The organism is Staphylococcus sp. Mo2-1, from assembly GCF_046721385.1.
Classification (GTDB): domain Bacteria; phylum Bacillota; class Bacilli; order Staphylococcales; family Staphylococcaceae; genus Staphylococcus; species Staphylococcus equorum_A.
In genome coordinates, this window is sequence record NZ_JBEUUK010000001.1 from 1,341,481 (window position 1) to 1,362,679 (window position 21,199).

Consider the following 21,199-nt stretch of genomic DNA (forward strand, 5'->3'; position numbering starts at 1 on the left):
ATTTTAGGCAGAATGACAATTCATATTATCTAAGTCGGCTTTATTTTTAACGTATTATTATTATTAAAATGCTTTAAATACTAATAAGAAAAGCTTTTTACTTAAATTAATGAAAAAATAAATTAATTTTTATTATGACTTTTATAACCTTAATAATCTAGTTATCATTTAACAGATTAACCTCTCGAAACCATACAGTTAATGTTTTTATTTTTGTAATTACTTATTCGGTAATAACTGATTTACTATGCTAACTGCTTGTTTAACTATCATTGCTACACCATTTCGAGACTGATTGATTCCATTTGTTAATTGACCTAATGCGTACATGTGTTTAAGTGTTCCATAACGAGGGCTTATAATTTGATTTGTTTCAGCAATAATTTGAATACCACCAAGTGGATGCGCTTGTACAACCTGTCTATTTTCAAGATTCAAAACCAATTGATCATCACTATCAAGATCTGAAAGTTGTGTTTTTGAACCAGTTGCGTTGATTACGACATCAAATTTATGGTTTGCCTCTGTTTCATTTTTATATTTGAAACAAAATTGACTTGCTTCATATTGAACATCCTCTAGACCACTTTTAATTTCAATAGTCCCATTTTTGATATGATCTATAATTAATCGAGCTGTGCGTGGAGGCATTGGATTAGAATTATCCTTTAATATAGATTGGTAATCTTTTAAAAATTGTTTTTGATCTTCCCTACTGAAACTATTCCAAATCCAATTTAAATTCTCTTTTACTAATTCAAGTATACTTTGGAATGCCCCTAATTCAGTTGCGTGTTCTAAATCATATGTTAAATCCTTCACAGGGTCATTTTGTCTACGGTGCACTAATTTTTCAATTGCAATATCATAATATGCACAATCTTTCATAAATAAAGTTAGTGCTTTTTCTAAAGGTACGTTTCCAAAATTTTCGTTCTTTATTGCATTAAAATTTTCTGGTGTTAAGTATTTAAATTCAATGTCAGGCATTTCGCCTCTCACGCTTGGCAATTGACCTTTGCGACTTGTTATAGTAATTGGTAATTTAGGATGATGTGCAGTAACATAACGAATTACATCTAAAGATGCTAAACCTGTGCCAATGATCGCAATTCTGTCAGTATCCTTCACATCATCTAACGTATTATAAGTTGGATATGGTGTGTGAATATATCCTTTTTTTCCTTTCAAATGGTATGGATCATGGTATGACAGTGTACCAATCGTTAAAAATACAGCATCATACTTTTGACAATTCGACATGTCTTTCGACGTACAAACATAATATTTAACATCCGTTTGACCTACATCAGCCTCAATGAAAACTTCTGACACTTCTTCTTTAATCATCTGGACATTTTCAAATTGCTGATTATATTTTTCTAAAAAATCTTTCATATAATGACCAAATATAAACCTTGGTAAATACTCCGGATTAGAAAACTTAAATATCGATTGTGATTTGTACCATTCGTAAAATTCACCTTGATTATCTAAATTTAAAGACATTTGTTTCGCGTGCATATTGATTAATAATTGATCACTGTCATTTTGAAAAGGTACACCTTGCCCCATATTTTTAGGATTATCGTACATGTCTATATTCATTGTTGCAAAATTATCATGTTTCACTAATTCCTTTAGCAAGCTTACACCCGCTGTGCCCATTCCTATGATAGCTATTCGCATTGTACACATCCTTATTAAATTTATTTATATTCATTATAGCAATGATTAACCTTATATTACATGCTAATGTATTCAACTACCGTACAATTTAGCGTTGTTATAATATTTTGATAAATATGTTAATATTAATATATTGAAAAAATATTATTTCTGTACTTATTTTAAGGAGCTAGACAATGAAATTTTTAAAACATTTATTATTTTTAATTATAGCAAGTACAATATTATTATCCGGTTGTGGATTGCCAGGACTTGGTGGAAGTCAATCAAAGAACGAGATTAAAGTTTCAGCTTTGGCTACGAGTGAGTCTCAAATCATGGCATATATGATCATAGATCTTATCGAACATGATACAAAAGGTAAAACTAAAGGTTCAATCATTAATAACTTAGGCTCAGCTACAATCCAGCATAATGCGCTAATGAATAACGATGCTGATATTTCGAGCACGCGATATACTGGGACAGATTTAGTGGGTGTCCTTGAGTCTGAACCCGTTACTGACCCTAAAAAAGCGATGGCTTTAACTAAAAAATTGTTTCAGCAAAAATTTAATCAGACCTTTTTTGATTCATATGGTTTTGAAAATACCTTTGCCTTTATGGTAACCAAAGAAACTGCTGAAAAATATGATTTACATACTGTTTCAGATTTAGAAAAAGTAAAAGATCAAGTAGATGTAGGCACAGATACCACTTGGATTAAACGTGGGGGCGATGGTTATGCACCTTTCCAAGCACATTATGGCTTTGCTTTTGATTCTATTAAACCGATGCAAATCGGACTCGTTTACGATGCTTTGAAAAGTAAAAAATTAGATGTTGCACTAGGCTATACGACTGATGGTAGAATTGCGGCTTATGATTTAGTAGTACTTGAAGATGATAAAAAGTTCTTCCCAACATATGATGCAAGTGCTGTAGCACCAAATAAACTTTTAAAAGAACAACCAGAAGTTAAGAAAGCACTTAATAAATTGAACGATAAAATAAGTACGGAGCAAATGCAAAAATTAAATTATGAAGCAGATGGAGAAGGCAAAGAGCCCGCAGTTGTTGCAGAAGAATTTTTAAAAGAGCACAATTACTTTGAAAAAGAATAATGCTCAGTATATACACCTGTATGTAGTTATTGATGTATCTTCACACCCATTTAATGTTAATATGTTGGCATAGATTAGGATGTGATAATATGAAATTTACTATAAAAGTGTTTATATCAGCGCTCATGTTCTTCATTCTTATAAGCAAAAAAAACAAAGTAGAATAATAAAAAAGAGTTTCCAAAATTGGAGACTCTTTTTTTATATAAATTATGAAATTAATAAATAAAGCTTACTTCAAGAGAATAATATCAATTAAAAAATAGGATTTATAGATGCTCTGCCATTATCAATTGATTGATTCAACATAATAAACACCATCACTGTTTAATTTATAAATATTAAAATATTGGCAGTAATTTGGGCCGACGCCTGACTCGTTAATAAATCACTAGCTGAAGACTACAGGCTAAGGCAGTGCCGGCGGAAAGCATGCACAAAAAAACTGCCAACAAAATCAGAGGCTTTGTTGGCAGTCTGAAACCAACTGCTTTTATAGCAATTGGTATTCTTCGTTCTATTGTATTAGAAATAATATTTCAAATACTTATCTAATTTTTGTGCTTTTCATCATCTTTATAAACAAAATATTTATAATATTTACCTTCTGTTTTCATATCTTCATAGAAATGAGCCATTAAAGTCGCATTACTTTCAGCCCATTTAATGTCTGTAGCGTATTGGTGTTCTCCTGGATTTTTAGGATTCCATCTCATACTATAAAGCGTGTTTTGATCTTCATTAGATAGAAAGTGATCATGAATGAAGTTAGCCCCACCACTAATTGCTTTTTGTGGTGTGTCCCAGCCATGTTTTTTAGCATATTCTGAACCTGTTTTAATCGGATCTTCATCAAGTGCACCTACACCAAAGAAGTTATAATATTTTTTACCATCAATTTCTACACCACTTGCAAGCTCACTTTTAGCAGAGCCTGTTTCAAGTAACGCATGTGAAATTAAATAAACTTCATTGACGTGCTTATCCTGTGTCGCTTTTATAAAATCATCTGAATGCTCTAACAACGTAGGGTTATCTATGAGCATGCGTTTTATTCTATTTTCATCAATACCTTGATACTTATCTAATTCTAAAAATTGGTATTTTTGCGTATCACTTTCAATAAATTCACTACTGTTCATCGCAGCTTTTATCTCAGTAGATGACGCATCTCTCCATGTTTTATTATCTTTGCTTGAAACTTGTTGGCTAGTATAATTATCAATTTGTTTTTTTGATGCTTTATCCAAAGTTACTTTAAGATTTTCTACTTTTTCTTGTTCGTCAACTTCTTTAAAAAAGATTTGATCTGAGATCATTGAAAAAACAACAACCGTGACTACACCTAAGACTATCAATAAACCAATGATTGATAGAATTGAGCCTTTTTTATGCTTCGTCATGTTTACACCTCTTAGGTAATAATTAGGAAGGACACGCCTTCGTCATATGTATCATAGCTTTAAAGCCATCCGATTATAAAGTTTAACACTAATTACTTGAACAGACAATTTAATATGAACGTTGTTACATATTCATAAAAAAAGTAATGAAATTTTAATTTCATTACTCTTGACTTTTATAATAATCCATTATAATAAAGCTTGCGGCTTGTGATCTATTTTTATAAAAATAACGATTTAAATCAATCGTACCTTCTATTTCCCCATCTCGATACATCATTTCTTTTGCCATGTTGTTTATCATAACAAAATCTGATTTATCTTTAATCGTATCCAAATCATCATGCCTTGCAAAAAAATGTTCTAAATTTAAATATGCGTAATCCATATAAACCTCCTGATAATTGTCCGAAGATAATAATATACCTCTAAAGTGTTATATCTTTAAGTTGAATACGCGCTAATGTTATAAAACTTAAAATTTATCTATCTTATGACTACTATTTAACACCTATTATCCCTATTTGGCAAATGAAAATTACTATTTCTTATAATAAAATAATAACATCCGGAAATATATGTTGTATATACGACAATGGAGAGAATGAATGACCTTTGAAGAAGTTTATAAAAAGTACAAACATATTATTCATTATCTATTAAAAAAGTACAATATTAAGTACAATTATGATGAATATGCTCAACTCCTCTTAATTAAAATGTGGGAGCTAAGCAAAATCTACAATTCACAAAAAAGCAGCTCATTAAACACCTTCTTATATTCACGATTAAATTTCTATTTGATAGACCTTTTCCGCAAACACCAACCACTACTACTAGTTGATCCTATAGAACAAGAAGTTAAAGCTTCTTTATATAATGATGATTATGACAGTATGCTAGTTTTCCAACAATTTTTATCATTATTGACTGATAAAGAGCAACAATGGTTACGATTAAAATTTGCGGGACTTAAACAATATGAAATTGCAAAACTTCTAAATTGTTCTGTCTCAACTTTAAAAAACTATCAAAAACGAATTCAACAAAAACATTTGAAATTTTATACCTAAGATTGAGGTGAATATGATATGACGCCACTTACTCAATTGCTTTATTTCAAAACAGTTCTTGGACCAGAAATATTAACAATATGCCAATATACTACGCACCAATTCACTTACCCTACTACAATTAATCTCACGTTAAATTATTTTTTAGAATCACGACATTTATCTTTAACACTTCAGACGAAACAAGCCAAACAATTACTAAAAATACGCAAGATCGTTCCAATATTTATTAATAGCGATATAACATTATTTCCAGTAAAACCACAGCGCTCACCAATACAATATTATATTAACGCAATCCCAATCACTGGATTAAAGTCAAAAGGAACACAAACAATTATATATTTTGAAAATGCTACCTATATTACAGTTAATGCTACCTATATTACAGTTAATGCTTCCTATGTATTTATTCATAAAAAATGGCAAGAAAGTTTAACACTTTCTCACCATTTAACTTAACACGATTCAACTATAGTGCTTTATTATGCTTATATTCTAATAATTTTTTCGTAAAATAAGCAGTTACCATTTTAATCAAATATAAACTAACGATTAATAGTAATATTGAGCCAATCAAGGTCAAAATAACAGTGGTTGTAGATAATTGCACTTCAGGTTTAATAAAGTATTGCACAGATGATAGACTTGTCAAAAAACCAAATAAAAACAAACCTAAGAGCACGATATATGTGATTAAAATACCTATAAGCAATGCAAATAATTGTGTTGATGATACAACTTTCTCTTTAAAGACATATTCCTTTAAAAATTGATTTGAAAATGCAATAGGACGATTAAAATTTTGTCCATCACTAGACTTAGTAACTTCCTCTAATACTTCATTCAATTGACTTTTTTCTTTTTTATTTAAAAACCATAATTGCTTTTTAACTTTTTGTTTAAAGATATCTAGTTTCATAAATGTTTCTCCTTTAGAACTTTCACAGTACACTATACTCATTAAATAATAAATCAATTATCTAAGTTATTCAATTAAATTTTATAATATTTGTATTAACTTTAATTTTATCGATTTTTATTTCATCTAATCTACGATAACTAAGCCCATTAATGCCGCAAATTGTACAGCTTGATTTCTAGAAACTTTGCAACCTAATAAGTCTTCTTTATTAACCACAAATGACTCAAAATAAGATTGGCTCAAATCACAATCTTTTAATGGGGTTTGGTAAATTGATAAATGCTCTAAATTACTATTGTCAAAAACAACCTTTTTCAAATTTGAATTATGAAATTCAGCATTTTCAAAGTTACTTTTTTGTGTCATCAGTGCTTCTATCTTAGAGTCCACAACACTTATAAAATCAGCTTTCACTTCATCAAACACTGTATTTCCAAACCTCATATAGTTAAATAAAGTTCCGGTCATACGACAATTTTTAAATGTCACTCTATGTATGGAACCATGATCCATTTTCGTATTCGAGAAATCGCAATTTTCAAAAATAACATCTGTAAAATCAGCGCGACCTAAATCAGAGTTAGAAAAATCACAATCCTTGATATATGAACCATAAACTACAAATCTTTGTAAAACTTTATTACTTAAATTAGCATTTTGTATTTCCGCAACTTCAACTATATCATCTTCATCTTGAAAAATTTCTTCTAATTCTTTAAGTTCTAAATTTGCGCTGATTTTGGGTTGTTGTATTTTCATAAATCATCTTCCCCTCTATATCATTCATGTTTAATCGAACAAGTATATATATTTTAAGAACTTCAACAGTATAACAGATATCTAGCATCCTATACTTATGCTCAATATAAAAGCTGAGACAACTCATTTAGAATGAATTGCCTCAGCTTATTATTATTTGAAATTTAAATTTCTTAATCTTCTATTAAAGAATAGATAATCCTGAACTTTGAATATCTTTAGCAAATCCTTGTACTGTATCAACTGATAATTCGTTAATATCACGGCCAAGGTTGTTATTTACTTTTTTAACAACGTCTGCAGGACATGTAATGATATCTGCGCCAACTTCATCCGCTTGGATTACATTGATTACTTCACGACAGCTTGCCCAAAGTAATTTAACGCCTTTTTTACTATGTGTTACTTCTGCTGCATCTTTCATCATTGGAACTGGATCTACACCAGTATCAGCAATACGACCAGCAAATACTGATACATATGTTGGAACACCTTCTGTTACAGCTTCTGTAATTTCTTTAACTTGATCTAAAGTATAAACAGCAGTTACATTTAAACGTACATTGTCTGCTGATAATTTTTTAATTAGAGAAATAGTTGATTCACCTTTTGTGTTTACGACTGGAATTTTAACAAATACGTTTTCACCATATTGTTTCAAAATTTCAGCTTCTTTTTCCATTGTTTCTAAATCATCTGCGAATACTTCGAATGAAATAGAAGCATCAGGAATTTCACGAACAGCTTCTTCTGCGAAAGCTTTATAATCTGTTACACCTGCTTTTGCCATTAAACTAGGGTTAGTAGTAAAACCATCTACTTGTTTATTTTTATAAGCTGTTTTCATTTCTTCAATATCTGCACCATCTGCAAACACTTCAACATTTAATTTTGCCATTACTAATTCCTCCTGACTTAAATAAATAATTCAATAAAGAATTATTCTTATAACGGTTATTAACCATACAACTCATTTATACCACCATTAATCACTAAATTCTAATTTTTTGCTTAAATTGTCAAAATCTTTAGAGTAAAAAGAAACATTAAGATACTTCAAGCTCTATATTGTTATGTTTTACTATAAATCTAAATATATATATATTCTAAATTTACAAATTAGTTAAATTTTTGTAAATCTATGGTATTATTATTTAATGAATTGTACTAGGAGGTAAATATGGCACGTTCAAAACTTTATTTTTATTTATCTAGTTTATTGGTTATTATTAGCTTGTATTTTAATACTAGAAATCCTCTAATTACTATGCATTTTAGTTCAATGATCAAATTAATTTTTGTTTGTAGTATTATTAACGCTATAATTTTAATAATTTCAATTATTTTAGCAGATAAATCAATTAAACACTTACATGAAAATTCTGGATGGGTTAGAAAAGCAAGTAAAATATTACCTTATGTGATATTAGTAGTGCTTATCATCCATATCGTTGCTTCACTATCAACGTTTGGTATTATTTTCTAATTAATGCTACAAAAGTTATAATACTTTTGTAGTTTTTTATTTTTTGTCGAGAGGAAGAATAAAAACAATGCAATACTTATATATTTTTATAGGCGGCGCGATTGGTGCTTTACTAAGATATCTATTAACATTCATCAATCAAACTACTGAATTTCCAAGCAGACACATTTATTGCTAATGTTGTTGGCGCTTTCTTAATGGGACTTATTGGAACGATGACTATAAAGTATTTTAGAAATAATCCATTACTTAAAAAAGGTATAACTACTGGATTTTTAGGTGCACTCACTACTTTTTCTACTTTTCAATTTGAGCTTGTTTCGTTTTTAGAACAACAAGCATATTTATTAATGATTTTATACGCTTTAAGTAGTTATATTATAGGTATACTTGTCTGTTATCTTGGTGTGAAAATGGGGGCTCGTATATCATGACACAATTACTGTTAGTTATGTTAGGTGGCGGTCTCGGAGCTGTAATCAGAGGATTTATTACTAACGTTTGTACAAGTAGATTTAATAGTAAGCTACCTATTGCAACGCCAATTGTTAATATATTAGGCAGTTTAATAATTGGTTTATTGATGGGTATGACATTAAATATAGATTGGGTCCATCCCTTTGTAGTTGTCGGCGTTCTCGGTGGATTAACTACATTTTCTACTTTATCTTCAGAGTTAGTCAAATTACTAACATCCGAAAAGAACATTTTTAACTTTTTAATTTATTCTTTACTGCAATATGGCGTTTCATTTTTATCCTGTTTATTAGGATACATCATGATTTAGCCGATTAATTGAAATTCAGATGCATATAAATACAATAGGTATTAATAACTTCAATCACCATCCTTATTATAAAAATAGTTAAACATACGGCTTAACTATAAAAAGACTTAAAAGGGACCAATCTATTTGAAAAAACAAATAGATTGGTCCTTTTCTATTTAAGAAGTGCGTATTTGTAACTCACTCTCTTCTTTTCATACTAGTGCCCACTATATTCAGATGGATCTGGTCCAATTCTTCTATCTTCGTTGAGTTTATCTAATTTCTCAATTTGTGCTGATGTTAATTGGAAATCAAATACATTTAAATTTTCTTCTATTCTAGAAGGCGTTACTGATTTAGGTATTACTACAACACCATGTTCTATGTTCCAACGAATAATCACTTGTGCTTGGTGATTTCCCTACTTCAGATGCAACACTTTTTACAGTATCATCTTCTAAAATTTGCGCATTCATGAGTGGTGACCATGATTCCATGTGAATATTTTGTACTTCTAAATATCTGCTTAATGATTCTTGCAATAAATATGGATGGAATTCAACTTGGTTAATCACAGGTTTAATAGAAACTTGGGCTAACAACGCTTCAAAATGCTCTGTTTTAAAATTACTTACACCAATGTTTTTCACTCTGTCATTTTTGTATAAATCTTCCATACCTTGCCAAGTATCTATCATTAAAGCTTCATCTGTACCTGGCCAATGCATGAGATACAAATCTAGGTAATCTAATCCAAGTTTATTTAAACTCGTTTCATAAGCATCTGCAACGTTTTCACGGCCATAATCTGCTAACCATAATTTAGATGTGATAAACAAATCACTTCTTTGCTTACCTGTAGCTACTAAACCTTCTGCGATACCTTCCCCTACTTTTTCTTCGTTATCATATACCATTGCCGTATCTATATGTGTGTAACCATTTTCTATCGCATGTTTTACTGATGCTTTACATTCGTTACTGTTTTCGACACGAAACGTACCTAAACCAACAATTGGCATTTCATTGCCATTATAAAAAGTTACATGTTCCAAATTAAAATCCCCTTTTCTATTTAGATAACTATTATATTAATCAATTTTCTTTAAATTATAAATTAAAAGGACTTTAATTTACCAAATTATCTCGAATTAATAATTAAAATACATTGTTCAGGCATTTTAAAATTCAACAAAAAAAGATAGATAACCTATATGGCTACCTATCTTTGTTAAAATTAAGTATTTCACATTAATTAAATGTTTCTATTTCATCCATAACACGTTGTAAATCTTCAACATTGTATTGAATTCGACCGTGGAATACAAATTTATTAAAGAACTCATCAAGTTGCTCTGCACCCACTAGCACTTTAGTATTTGAACTTTGTGCATAATTTGAAATTGTTACAGCACCTTCATTTTTAGGATTGAAGTATAAAATAGTAGTTGGTGTGAATTTTAAATTGAGTTCTGTTTGGATATCACCGGCAAGTTTTTCTATTTCATTTAAGTGCGATGTATAATTTACAAACGATAATGATTGCGTATCTTCATTCTGATCTAACACAAGTGTTTGTGGTGTATGCTTATCAAGATCTAAAGTATTAAATACCTGCTCCATCATTGGTTGTTCTTTGAATTGGGCTGCACTAACACCATTATAAACATGCCCTTTCAATAATTGAGAATCTATGATGTATAAACCAGTACGTGTCAGTACTAAATGACTGATACGTTGAACATCGCTAAATTCATTTCTAGGTAAAAATATATTAGCCATAATGTGCATATCTTCAGGACGTATTCTTTTTTCATTTACAAGACGTTCACGGATACCAATCAATCTCATGTCAGTTACATATTCACTATGATTCTTAGAAAATAATTTTAAAGCATCAATTTCTCTATCTTTAGAACTAACTGTAGTCGCATATTCTTCCTTTTGCTTCGTTACAGTTTTTTTATTTTCTATTCTTTCCTTTTCCAACTCTTCTTCATGCTCATCGCTTAATTTTTGTTCTCTAGATTTATACTGCTCTTCAGCGTTTTTTTGCGCTTTCTTTTTACTTTTTAAAGCAAGCATAAATAATATCAAACAAATGACTGCTACGATGATTGCCACGATTAAACCAATTTCTATTGGCCCTAATGAATTCATAACAAAAACGCTCCTTTATGTGTTCAGTAACTTAATTATAATAGATAATAGCTCATCATTCGATAGAAAAGTCCAGAAAATTAAATTTTAGTTTTTTATGCTTCTACAGAATCTTTTAATAGGTTTACTTTATCTAATTTTTCCCATGGTAATAAGATATCTGTACGGCCAAAATGACCATAGGCAGCTGTTTGTTTATAGATTGGATGTTTTAAATCTAACATTTTAATAATGCCAGCAGGTCTTAAGTCAAAATGCGTGCGTACAGCTTCTACTAACTCATCTTCACTTACGCTACTTGTTCCAAATGTATCAATAGAAATTGAAACTGGTTCAGCAACACCAATTGCATATGCTAATTGTACTTCACATTTGTCTGCTAATTTAGCCGCAACAATATTTTTAGCTACATAACGTGCGGCATAAGCAGCAGAACGGTCAACTTTTGTTGGGTCCTTACCACTGAAACAACCGCCACCATGACGTGCATAACCACCATATGTGTCTACAATAATTTTACGACCAGTAAGTCCAAGCATCTCCTTGAGGACCACCAATCACAAAACGACCAGTAGGATTAATATAAAACTTAGTATCTTCATCTAATAGATGTTCAGGCACTGTTGGATAAATAACGTGCGCTTTAATGTCATCTTGTATTTGTTGCAATTCAGTATCTTCTGCATGTTGCGTAGAAACAACGATAGTGTCTATACGTTGCGGCTTATCCTGTTCATCATATTCAACCGTTACTTGTACTTTCCCATCTGGGCGTAAATATTTTAATATTTCATCTTTTCGTACATCAGATAATTTCTTAGCAAGTTGATGTGATAAGAAGATTGGTAAAGGCATATACGTATCCGTTTCATTTGTAGCATAACCAAACATTAAGCCTTGATCACCAAGCACCAGTTGCTTCAATTTCTTCTTCTGATGCATCTTCACGATACTCTAATGCTGTGTCAACACCTTGCGCGATGTCAGGAGATTGCTCATCAATTGCAGTTAATACGGCCATGGTTTGACTGTCATACCCATATTTTGCACGTGTGTAACCAATCTCTTTAATTGTTTCTCTTACTACTTTTGGAATATCAACGTAAGTTGTTGTAGATATTTCACCTGAAATTAACGCCATACCAGTAGTTACCGTAGTTTCACAAGCGACCCTTGCATTAGGATCGTCTTTTAAAATCTCATCTAATATTGCATCAGATACTTGATCCGCTATTTTGTCCGGGTGCCCTTCTGTTACAGATTCTGAAGTGAATAATCTTCTATTGTATGTCATAATTTGCTCCTTTAGTTTTAAATTACGAAAATTCTCTCTCTGTTGAGCTCATTAAAAAAGGCCTTCATCACTATATTAAATAGAGAGAAGGCCCTTATACGTCCATTCGCTCTTATCGTTCAGACGATATATGTCTGCAAACGGTTTGGCACCTTTCTTCGTATTAAGAAGAGGTTGTCTGGGCTTCATTGGGTCCATGTCCCTCCGCCACTCAGGATAAGAGAATCCGTTAAGTCCTATAGTACCTAATCTATGATATATTGTCAATTTAACAATTATTAATATTTATTTAAAATTTCTAAAATTCCTTTTAATATGATGTGGACTATTAATTCATATGTGTTATACTCTTTAATTGTAAAGGCTTACATTAACTAAATAGCGTTGGAGGGATTAGTATGGCGGTAGATACATACACATACACAAGCAAGATTGAAAGTATATTAGAGAAACCATCATCATTATTTCAACTATCTACAACACAGTTGTATAACAAAATTTTAAATAATGATGAAGGTGCATTGACTGAACTTGGAGCAATTAACGCTAAAACAGGTAAATACACAGGTCGTTCTCCAAAAGATAAGTTTATTGTAAATGAACCATCTTATAGAGATGACATCGATTGGGGAAACATAAATCAACCTATCGAAGAAGAAACGTTCTTAAATTTGTATGATAAAGTTTTAGCCCATTTAAACAAAAAAGATGAACTTTATGTATTTAATGGTTATGCAGGTAGTGATGAAGATTCACAATTAAAACTCACTGTCATTAATGAGTTAGCTTGGCATAATTTATTCGCACAAAATATGTTCATTCGCCCAAGTACTAAAGAAGAAGCTAGCGAAATCAAATCAGATTTCACTATTGTTTCAGCACCTTCTTTTAAAGCAGTTCCTGAAGTTGATGGCACAAACTCCGAAACATTTATAATTACCTCTTTCAAACATAAAGTGATATTGATTGGTGGCACTGAATATGCTGGAGAAATGAAAAAAGGAATTTTCTCAGTAATGAACTACTTACTCCCTAAAGATAAAATCATGAGCATGCACTGTTCGGCTAACGTTGGCGATAAAGGTGATGTAGCATTGTTCTTCGGTTTATCCGGTACAGGTAAAACAACACTTTCTGCTGACCCAACACGCAAACTGATTGGTGATGATGAGCATGGTTGGAATGAAAACGGCATTTTCAATATTGAAGGTGGTCGCTATGCTAAAGCAATTAACCTTTCATATAAAAAAGAACCGCAAATTTACGACGCAATTAAATATGGTACTATTTTAGAAAACGTAGTTGTCGATGAAGATGGTGATGTAGACTTCGATGATAACTACTACACTGAAAACACTAGAGCTGCCTACCCAATTGATCATATCGATAATATCGTGACACCATCTAAAGCAAGCACATCCGAATACAATTATTTTCTTAACTGCTGATGCTTTTGGTGTATTACCACCTATTTCTAAACTATCTAAAGATCAAGCGATGTACCATTTCCTTAGTGGTTTCACAGCTAAATTAGCTGGTACAGAACGTGGTGTCACAGAGCCAGAACCATCATTTTCAACTTGTTTCGGTTCACCATTCTTACCTCTCAACGCAAAAGTATATGCAGATTTATTAGGAAATTTAATTGATAAACATGGTGTAGATGTTTATCTAGTTAATACAGGTTGGACTGGTGGCCAATATGGGCTCGGACGTCGCATTAGCCTTAACTATACAAGACAAATGGTAAACCAAGCTATTACTGGGCAATTAAGTGAAATTGAATATATGAAAGATGATATGTTCGGATTAGATATCCCAGTAGAAATTGAAGGTGTACCACAGACATTATTAAACCCTATTAATGCTTGGAGTAAGCCAGAAGCATATAGAGAGCAAGCCCAAGATTTAATTAACCGTTTTAAACATAATTTCGAAAAATTTGGTACAGAAGTAGAAGATTTAGCTAACAATGGCGGTTTCAAATAAGTTAAATAAATAAAAAGGCATGAACTACGAAAGCATTGTAGTTCATGTCTTTTATTTTTCATTATAATTTTGTTTAATATGCTTGGACTTCAACATCTGTCATCCATTGTTTGATGGTCGACAATGTAGATTTTAATGCAAAAGGTCTAGGAATATGTCCTTCTTCCATTTGATAAAATGTACGATAAGTCATACCTATACGATTTAATTGTTCCGCTAAATAATACGCTTGATGAATACCAACTTGATGATCTTTTCCACCGTGAACTATTAAAATTGGTGGGCTATCCTCAGTAATTTGAGAAACTGCATCTCGTTGCCTATACGCTTCAGCATTCTTTTTAGGATGACCAATCATACGTTTAAGCATTCCTCTTAAGTCTACACGCTCTTCATACATTAAATATATATCAGAGACGCCACCCCAAATTATATAACTAGATATTGGTAAATCTTGAAATGTTAATAATCCTTGTAGACCACCTCTAGAAAATCCAATCATGTGAATATGTGCCTCTGGATACATTTGGTTTAACATTCTAATAGCAACAGTAACGTCGTTTAAATCCTCACCGTAAAATGCATCTTTTCCTTCACTGCCATTATTCCCTCGATAATATGGACCGAAAACTAATGTATGATCGTCTGCAAATTGCATTAAACGTCCTGTACGTACCATACCTACTTGCCCTTTTCCACCTCGTAAATAAATTACAATTCTTTCAACATTAGCTTTAGGTGCCATTAAGAGGCCACGCACTTTTAACGCATCGACACGATATGTGACTTCTTCAAAAAAATGTGTTGATGATTCAACTGGCATACGTTTTCTATGAATAAAATCCAAGCTCCATCACTCTCTCTAAACATTGTAAAATTGTCTGCATCTTTCAATAAATAGCTTTTACGTTCTTCTGGAATATCATAAACATTATTATAAAATAAAGGTCCATTTGTTTCTAAATAGTCGTTTTGTTGCGCTACATCCTTAACGACAACCATAAATACATCTTTAGTAAAGCTTAATCCATTTTGTCTTTCTACACGATATTGCGCAATATAATTACACTTTTTTATCGTTGCACCTGTTTCTTCAAATAATTCTCTAGTCTGCTGCTACCTCACTGGATTCTCCTATTTCTTTTTTGCCACCAGGAAACTCTATACCTCTCAATTTATGATTGGTAAACAGCAACTCTCCTTGAAATATAGGTATAATCAAGACATGGTTACCATCAGCATGATTTTCGTCATTTTTATATGATAAAAACACATCATCATTTTCGCTATCTTTAAACTTCACGTTCATCCTTCTCCCTTTAATTATGTTAAACTATCTATGCTAAGTTATTTGTTGGAGGCAAAATTATAATGAAAACATTGTTCCTAGGACTTATACGTATTTATCAACGTTTCATTTCGCCAATGACACCTGCTACATGTCGCTTCTATCCAACTTGCTCTGAATATACGAGAGAAGCGATACAAGTCTATGGTGCATTTAAAGGTACGTGGTTAGGTGTTAAAAGAATTTCGAAATGCCATCCACTTCATAAAGGTGGCTTTGACCCAGTACCATTAAAGAAAAAAGAAAAGAAAAAAGATTAATAAACGCGCTTTAATTGTGCTGTATTAACAACAGGAGGTTCAAAATATATTGAATCTCCTTTTAATATGCCTGCATTATTTACTATATCATTTTTAAAATAATAACCTTCTGGTGTGATATCGCTTGGATAGTCAGCAAATTGAGCTAACAATGCGGTGAAATATCTACTTAATCCATATTCATACATACCACCGATAACAATTTTGATATCTTTTGCTTTTAATACGTTAATGATTTCTAATACTTTATCTACGCCACCCAATCTAAATGGTTTCAACACAACTACATCAATAGGATTATTAGCAATGATTTCCATAATTTGATCTTGAGATAATGCTTTTTCATCAATTGCGATTGGTGGTAGTTCAGACTTAGTAAAAGCCTCTAGTTTATCTAACGATTTAAAAGGTTCTTCGATATAGAGTAATGATTTATTAGCCAGTTGTTTTAACTTGTGCGACTCATTATCTTGAATAGATTCATTCGCATCTATTGCGATATCCGGTTGAAAATCTAATTGTTTTAACATTTCAATATTTTGTAGTATATGCTGTGACCATTTTATTTTAACACGTTGTGGTTGGGTATCTACAAGTTGCTTTAAATTCCCTTCAGTCAAACCACTGACTGTTGCGCCATAAGGAACATTAAATGAATGCATTTCATAAAACATTTGATAAAAAGCCATTACTAGCATGCTTCTTGTAGCTGGATATGCCATCAAACAACCTAATGTTGCTTGTGCCTCTCCAAAATGATTAAACGTTTCATTTTGGTATTGTTTAATCCATTTCTCAGTTTGGCGGCGTACAACTTCTATCGTTTCTGGTGAGTACCAATCCGTCTCAAAAGCATTACATTCACCAAAATAATGTTGCTCCGTATCAGTAATTAATTCAATAATTAATACCTTCCGGCAACTCAATTTAATTTTCGGCGTCACAATAGCATGTTTAAAACTAGTATTATATTCGTATAATTTCACTGCTTGTAATTTCATATCCACCTCGAATTTAAAGTTTCAAACGGTTTCTCTGTAGCTTTCCTGTTGATGTATAGGGTAATGATTCAACACGTACAAATTGCTTAGGTATTTTATATTTTGCTAAATTTTGTTTGAAATGTTCTAATAATTGCGCCTCAGATATTGTTATATTCGCAACGTAATATAAATATGGGACTTCCCCCCAAGTATCATCTTCTATGCCGACACACATCGCATCTTCTATGCCAAAATAATTCTTAGCAACTGACTCAATTTGATAAGGATAGATATTTTCTCCACCACTGATTATTAAATCTTTTCTGCGATCATAAACCATGACATAACCTTCGTCATCTATTTCTGCAATGTCACCAGTATTAAAATAGCCTGCTTCAAAAGTATCTTGCTTATTTTCAGGATATAGATAACCTTGCATAACGTTATCTCCTTTGATTAACAATTCACCATGACCTTGCGTATTTGGAGCTTTAATTTTTACATCAACATTTTCACTCGGTTTCCCTACTGTATCATAACGATGTGCTAACATCTCTGGTGAGGCAGTTAAAAACTGTGAACACGTTTCTGTCATACCGAAGGAATTATATATTGGCAATCTACTTTGAAGTGCTTGATCAATCAAAGCACTAGAGAGTTTCGCACCACCAAGTAATATCTTTTGAACATGATAAGGTTGATTAAACCCTTCATCCATTAACCATTTTAAGGTTTGTGGTACGAGTGACACATGTGTAGGTAATTCTTCTTTTATAATATTTAACATAGTTACAGAATTAAATTTAGATGCTATACGAACTGTAAAGCCTTCAATTAATGCTCTTAATACTACGCTTAATCCTGAAATATGATAAATAGGCAATACCGATAACCATTTAGTATTCTGATCAAACCCAAGGCTTTCTTTACAACCACTTGCACTTGCATAATGATTGCTAAATGTCTGTGGCACAGCTTTTTGAGGCCCTGTTGTCCCTGATGTAAACATAATTGATGCAATACGTTCTATTGAAAATGAAGCTTCAAATTGCTTATCATCCAAATAAGTCCATAAGTTTTCAAAATTAACTATATGAATACCTTCTAATTGTATTGGCTCACGTGCTATCACAGTATCAACCTCAATTGATGCCATTTGTGCAAGCATTTCCTTCTTAGTCAGCCTTGTATTTAACATAGCAATTTCAATTCCAGCTAGCCACGCCGCATTAATTAAAATGACAGATGCTATCGAATTATCGATATATAATCCAATTCTTGGCTTATCTAATTGTTTTAATTGATATGCTAATCTCGAAGCATATTGATAGGTCTTATTAAATGAAATTTGCTTTGTGCCATCATCTATAAACACCTTTTCACCATTTAGTTCTGCTTGTTTTTTCAACCAAAATTCCACGCCTACATTCCTCCATCTCATATTATATTATAACGCTTTTATTATTATTTAACATGGTCCAAATCTTCACTTTAATGTTATGACTACGCAAAGGTTTTATAAGTTAAATTTTTAGTCACACATTCTAATTTTTAAAGCTTGTTATTATTTCAAATAGCTTTTGAATTTTCATACATATGTTTTTTTACATTTACCGTTATATTTTTCACACTTTACTAAACTTTATTCCATCTCATATTTAACTTTGCTATTTTAGTTTAAAGGAGTGATTTCTTATGAAAATGATTAGTGTCATTATGCCTACATATAATAATGGAAAAATGATTTCTCGTACTATCGATTCAATTCTAAATCAAACTATGAGTCATAAAGATTTTGAATTAATAATTATAGATGATCATTCAAACGATATTGAAACCATTGAAACTATTAAAGCATATTGGGTTAATTATAAGCATTTAATAAAATTTAAAAGATTAAATAAAAATACAGGAAGCGCAAGTGCTCCAAGAAACAAAGGCATAAGCATGAGTAATTCGGAGTACATTTTCTTCTTAGATTCTGATGATTACTTGCATGAAAGAGCGTTAGAGGACCTTTACATATATGGGAAAGAAAATAATAGTGATTTAATTATTGGTAAGTATGGTGTGGAAGGAAAAGGTAGAGGTGTTCCGAAAGCAGTGTTTGAAAATGGTAATGTGCCAAGAGCAGATATTATAGAAAACAGTTTATTTTATGCATTATCAGTTTTAAAGATGTTTAAAAGTAATATTATACATAAAAATAAAATTCGTTTTAAAACAAATGCTAAAACTGCAGAGGATCAACTTTTCACTATAGAATTCCTAATGAATTCAAAAAATTATTCTATTAAAACTGATTATGAATACTACATTGTTGTGAATGATTTCTCGAAAAAAATCATCTATCTACTAAGAAAAGCACACCAAAACAATATTTTTCTACTATAAGTAATATCTATAACGCTATATATTGCAGTAAAGTATACAAAAAGCGAGTGCTCCGTGACAAACTTGCGCCGAAGTATACGACAAGACTATTTAGACATGGACAGAATAAGCATTTTTCAATTAGTAAAATGAGTTATAGAGAGAAAAAAGAATGGCTTAACTATTTATCAAAAACTATAAATGAAGTTCCCAGAACCGCAGATACATATGTAACACCTATATTTAATTTAAAATTAGAGGCTATACGACAAAATAACCTATTAGCTGTGATGACTGCAGATAAAATATTAAAAGGTGGTTAAAGATATAATTGGAAAACTTTAATTATGAAAATAGACATTACTTAGCATTGAAGCAAGAAGATTTAAAACTAAACAAAGAAAAAATTGAATGGATATTCACCAATTATGAGCAAATTACATTTTCAGTTAAATGGAACAAAAATAAAACACCAATATTAATGATGAATGGGTATAAAATAGCAAGTATTAGCAATTTAAAAAGTCATATAAACATTCATGATTTAAAAGGAGAATTTAATTTTAATAATACCCCTCTTCTCCGTGTATCTTGTAGATTTTAAATCATTATAAGATGATAAGTTAACGAGTCATTTAAGTGATTGTATTCTATTCCTAAAATTGTTTCAACAATTTAATTAACTACATGGGTGATAGCATTGTTTGATATGAACATCGAAGTTTCCATTGGCGGCATTAACTGAGTCACATTATAAAAAAAGCAGACAAACATGTGCTTTCAAAATTGGAATATCATAAATAGAAAATATGTTTAATTTATCATTTTTAGTTATTTATATTCAAAAATATAAATTTTTCCACGCTAAAATCCCTCAAAAAACTATTTTTTCTTTTATTTTATAGTTTAAAAGTATTATTAATGGGTATATACTTGTTAATGAATCATTTACAAGGAGAGATAAAAATGAAATTAAAATTGGTGACTGCGGTTGCACTATCAGGTATTTTGCTTACAGCATGTGGTAATGGAGATTCAGAGAGCGATACTAAATCTGAGGATTCTAGTAATAAAGATACAGATAAACAAGTTATTGCTTTAGATAAAATCAAAACAAGCCCTGAAGATGCTATTAAAAAAGCACAAGATGAATATAGCGGACAAGACTTAAAAGGTATCTCTTATGAAAAGAGTAATGGTGAATGGGCTTATAAAATAGAGCAACAAAAAAATGGTGAAGAATCAGAAGTTATCATTTCTGATAAAAACAAAGAAGTTTTAAATAAAAACACTGAAAATGAAGATTCAGTAAATAAAAATGAAGCCTTTAAATATAGTGATGCCATCGATTATAAAGATGCTATCAAAAAAGGACAAGAAGAATTTGATGGCGACATCAAAGAATGGTCCCTATCTGAAGATGATGGCAAACTCGTTTACGATTTAGACCTAAAAGATGATAGTACTAAGCACGAAATCACAATAGATGCTAAAAGTGGCGATGTACTAAACAATGAACAAGATGATTAAAACGCACTAAATAACAAAGGAGAATCAATATTAAATTATTGATTCTCCTTTATTA

The 21,199-nt window shown here is 31.1% G+C and carries 20 protein-coding genes, 5 pseudogenes and 1 riboswitch; of the genes and pseudogenes, 12 read left to right on the forward strand and 13 right to left on the reverse strand.

Annotated elements, in window-relative coordinates; all coding sequences use genetic code 11:
- Positions 1 to 219: 219 nt before the first annotated feature.
- Positions 220 to 1,689 carry an FAD/NAD(P)-binding protein gene (locus ABLV95_RS06680; protein WP_460876673.1) on the reverse strand — a complete coding sequence of 490 codons (1,470 nt, stop codon included), beginning with the start codon at positions 1,687 to 1,689 and terminating at the stop codon, positions 220 to 222.
- 176 nt (positions 1,690 to 1,865) lie between these two features.
- On the opposite strand from ABLV95_RS06680, the gene ABLV95_RS06685 reads away from it, so the two are divergent.
- The gene (locus tag ABLV95_RS06685; protein WP_427704210.1) at positions 1,866 to 2,792 is read left to right on the forward strand and encodes an osmoprotectant ABC transporter substrate-binding protein; all 927 of its coding nucleotides are present in this window, start codon (positions 1,866 to 1,868) and stop codon (positions 2,790 to 2,792) included.
- A 551-nt stretch (positions 2,793 to 3,343) separates the two neighbouring features.
- Here ABLV95_RS06685 and ABLV95_RS06690 read toward each other — a convergent pair.
- Together ABLV95_RS06690 and ABLV95_RS06695 are read right to left on the reverse strand one after the other, a co-directional pair.
- Positions 3,344 to 4,195: an N-acetylglucosaminidase gene (locus tag ABLV95_RS06690; RefSeq protein ID WP_460876675.1), complete on the reverse strand. Its 852-nt coding sequence runs from the start codon at positions 4,193 to 4,195 to the stop codon at positions 3,344 to 3,346.
- Between the two features lie 163 nt (positions 4,196 to 4,358).
- Positions 4,359 to 4,583, reverse strand: a complete 225-nt coding sequence (locus ABLV95_RS06695; protein ID WP_046465617.1) for a hypothetical protein — start codon at positions 4,581 to 4,583, stop codon at positions 4,359 to 4,361.
- 220 nt (positions 4,584 to 4,803) lie between these two features.
- Between ABLV95_RS06695 and ABLV95_RS06700 the strand changes: the two genes are divergently transcribed.
- Together ABLV95_RS06700 and ABLV95_RS06705 are read left to right on the forward strand one after the other, a co-directional pair.
- Positions 4,804 to 5,268 carry a sigma-70 family RNA polymerase sigma factor gene (locus tag ABLV95_RS06700; protein WP_427704208.1) on the forward strand — a complete coding sequence of 155 codons (465 nt, stop codon included), beginning with the start codon at positions 4,804 to 4,806 and terminating at the stop codon, positions 5,266 to 5,268.
- Between the two features lie 18 nt (positions 5,269 to 5,286).
- Complete coding sequence (locus ABLV95_RS06705) at positions 5,287 to 5,730, forward strand: competence protein ComK (protein ID WP_427704207.1); 444 nt, start codon at positions 5,287 to 5,289, stop codon at positions 5,728 to 5,730.
- 10 nt (positions 5,731 to 5,740) lie between these two features.
- Here the strand turns inward: ABLV95_RS06705 and ABLV95_RS06710 are convergent, their stop codons facing one another.
- The 3 genes from ABLV95_RS06710 to ABLV95_RS06720 all read right to left on the reverse strand — a co-directional run bounded on the left by ABLV95_RS06710 (position 5,741) and on the right by ABLV95_RS06720 (position 7,850).
- Positions 5,741 to 6,190, reverse strand: coding sequence for a hypothetical protein (locus tag ABLV95_RS06710; protein WP_427704205.1), 450 nt, complete (start codon positions 6,188 to 6,190; stop codon positions 5,741 to 5,743).
- A 126-nt stretch (positions 6,191 to 6,316) separates the two neighbouring features.
- The gene (locus tag ABLV95_RS06715; RefSeq protein ID WP_046465621.1) at positions 6,317 to 6,952 is read right to left on the reverse strand and encodes a pentapeptide repeat-containing protein; all 636 of its coding nucleotides are present in this window, start codon (positions 6,950 to 6,952) and stop codon (positions 6,317 to 6,319) included.
- A 184-nt stretch (positions 6,953 to 7,136) separates the two neighbouring features.
- Positions 7,137 to 7,850: a transaldolase gene (locus ABLV95_RS06720; RefSeq protein WP_069818193.1), complete on the reverse strand. Its 714-nt coding sequence runs from the start codon at positions 7,848 to 7,850 to the stop codon at positions 7,137 to 7,139.
- A 282-nt stretch (positions 7,851 to 8,132) separates the two neighbouring features.
- On the opposite strand from ABLV95_RS06720, the gene ABLV95_RS06725 reads away from it, so the two are divergent.
- The 3 genes and pseudogenes from ABLV95_RS06725 (at position 8,133) to ABLV95_RS06735 (ending at position 9,225) form a co-directional block, all read left to right on the forward strand.
- Entirely contained in the window at positions 8,133 to 8,438 is a 306-nt protein-coding gene (locus ABLV95_RS06725; RefSeq protein ID WP_002507278.1) for a hypothetical protein, read from the forward strand.
- A 67-nt stretch (positions 8,439 to 8,505) separates the two neighbouring features.
- Positions 8,506 to 8,872 (forward strand): annotated as a pseudogene (gene crcB, locus ABLV95_RS06730) (fluoride efflux transporter CrcB).
- Positions 8,869 to 9,225 (forward strand): fluoride efflux transporter FluC, encoded by a 357-nt coding sequence (locus tag ABLV95_RS06735; protein WP_046465624.1) that lies wholly within the window; start codon positions 8,869 to 8,871, stop codon positions 9,223 to 9,225. Before crcB ends, ABLV95_RS06735 begins: the two are co-directional and overlap by 4 nt.
- A 199-nt stretch (positions 9,226 to 9,424) precedes the next feature.
- Here ABLV95_RS06735 and ABLV95_RS06740 read toward each other — a convergent pair.
- The 3 genes and pseudogenes from ABLV95_RS06740 to metK form a co-directional block, all read right to left on the reverse strand.
- Positions 9,425 to 10,262, reverse strand: a pseudogene (locus ABLV95_RS06740) (aldo/keto reductase).
- A 196-nt stretch (positions 10,263 to 10,458) separates the two neighbouring features.
- Entirely contained in the window at positions 10,459 to 11,367 is a 909-nt protein-coding gene (locus ABLV95_RS06745) for a nuclease-related domain-containing protein (protein ID WP_460872739.1), read from the reverse strand.
- Between the two features lie 95 nt (positions 11,368 to 11,462).
- A pseudogene (metK, locus tag ABLV95_RS06750) lies at positions 11,463 to 12,661 on the reverse strand (methionine adenosyltransferase).
- 109 nt (positions 12,662 to 12,770) lie between these two features.
- A riboswitch (SAM riboswitch) is annotated at positions 12,771 to 12,884 on the reverse strand.
- 175 nt (positions 12,885 to 13,059) lie between these two features.
- On the opposite strand from metK, the pseudogene pckA reads away from it, so the two are divergent.
- Positions 13,060 to 14,650: pseudogene (gene pckA, locus ABLV95_RS06755) on the forward strand (phosphoenolpyruvate carboxykinase (ATP)).
- 73 nt (positions 14,651 to 14,723) lie between these two features.
- Here the strand turns inward: pckA and ABLV95_RS06760 are convergent.
- Together ABLV95_RS06760 and ytkD are read right to left on the reverse strand one after the other, a co-directional pair.
- Positions 14,724 to 15,497, reverse strand: a complete 774-nt coding sequence (locus tag ABLV95_RS06760; RefSeq protein ID WP_460876679.1) for an alpha/beta hydrolase family protein — start codon at positions 15,495 to 15,497, stop codon at positions 14,724 to 14,726.
- Positions 15,481 to 15,959 (reverse strand): annotated as a pseudogene (gene ytkD, locus ABLV95_RS06765) (RNA deprotection pyrophosphohydrolase). The gene ABLV95_RS06760 and the pseudogene ytkD overlap by 17 nt, the downstream one beginning before the upstream one ends.
- Before the next feature lie 62 nt (positions 15,960 to 16,021).
- Here ytkD and yidD point away from each other — a divergent pair.
- On the forward strand, positions 16,022 to 16,258 hold the full coding sequence (gene yidD, locus ABLV95_RS06770) for a membrane protein insertion efficiency factor YidD (RefSeq protein WP_002507269.1): 237 nt from the start codon (positions 16,022 to 16,024) through the stop codon (positions 16,256 to 16,258).
- Here yidD and menC read toward each other — a convergent pair.
- Together menC and menE are read right to left on the reverse strand one after the other, a co-directional pair.
- Positions 16,255 to 17,259 (reverse strand): o-succinylbenzoate synthase, encoded by a 1,005-nt coding sequence (gene menC, locus ABLV95_RS06775; RefSeq protein ID WP_460872741.1) that lies wholly within the window; start codon positions 17,257 to 17,259, stop codon positions 16,255 to 16,257. The genes yidD and menC overlap by 4 nt on opposite strands.
- A gap of 13 nt (positions 17,260 to 17,272) precedes the next feature.
- Positions 17,273 to 18,661: an o-succinylbenzoate--CoA ligase gene (gene menE, locus ABLV95_RS06780; protein ID WP_427707014.1), complete on the reverse strand. Its 1,389-nt coding sequence runs from the start codon at positions 18,659 to 18,661 to the stop codon at positions 17,273 to 17,275.
- A 275-nt stretch (positions 18,662 to 18,936) separates the two neighbouring features.
- Here menE and ABLV95_RS06785 point away from each other — a divergent pair, with 275 nt between their 5' ends.
- The 4 genes from ABLV95_RS06785 to ABLV95_RS06800 all read left to right on the forward strand — a co-directional run bounded on the left by ABLV95_RS06785 (position 18,937) and on the right by ABLV95_RS06800 (position 21,144).
- On the forward strand, positions 18,937 to 19,635 hold the full coding sequence (locus ABLV95_RS06785) for a glycosyltransferase family 2 protein (RefSeq protein ID WP_460876681.1): 699 nt from the start codon (positions 18,937 to 18,939) through the stop codon (positions 19,633 to 19,635).
- A 17-nt stretch (positions 19,636 to 19,652) separates the two neighbouring features.
- Entirely contained in the window at positions 19,653 to 19,937 is a 285-nt protein-coding gene (locus tag ABLV95_RS06790) for a hypothetical protein (RefSeq protein WP_460876744.1), read from the forward strand.
- 8 nt (positions 19,938 to 19,945) lie between these two features.
- Entirely contained in the window at positions 19,946 to 20,218 is a 273-nt protein-coding gene (locus ABLV95_RS06795; protein WP_056935754.1) for a hypothetical protein, read from the forward strand.
- Between the two features lie 362 nt (positions 20,219 to 20,580).
- A complete protein-coding gene (locus tag ABLV95_RS06800) occupies positions 20,581 to 21,144 on the forward strand; it encodes a PepSY domain-containing protein (RefSeq protein WP_427707010.1) in 564 nt (187 codons plus the stop codon).
- Positions 21,145 to 21,199: the final 55 nt, after the last annotated feature.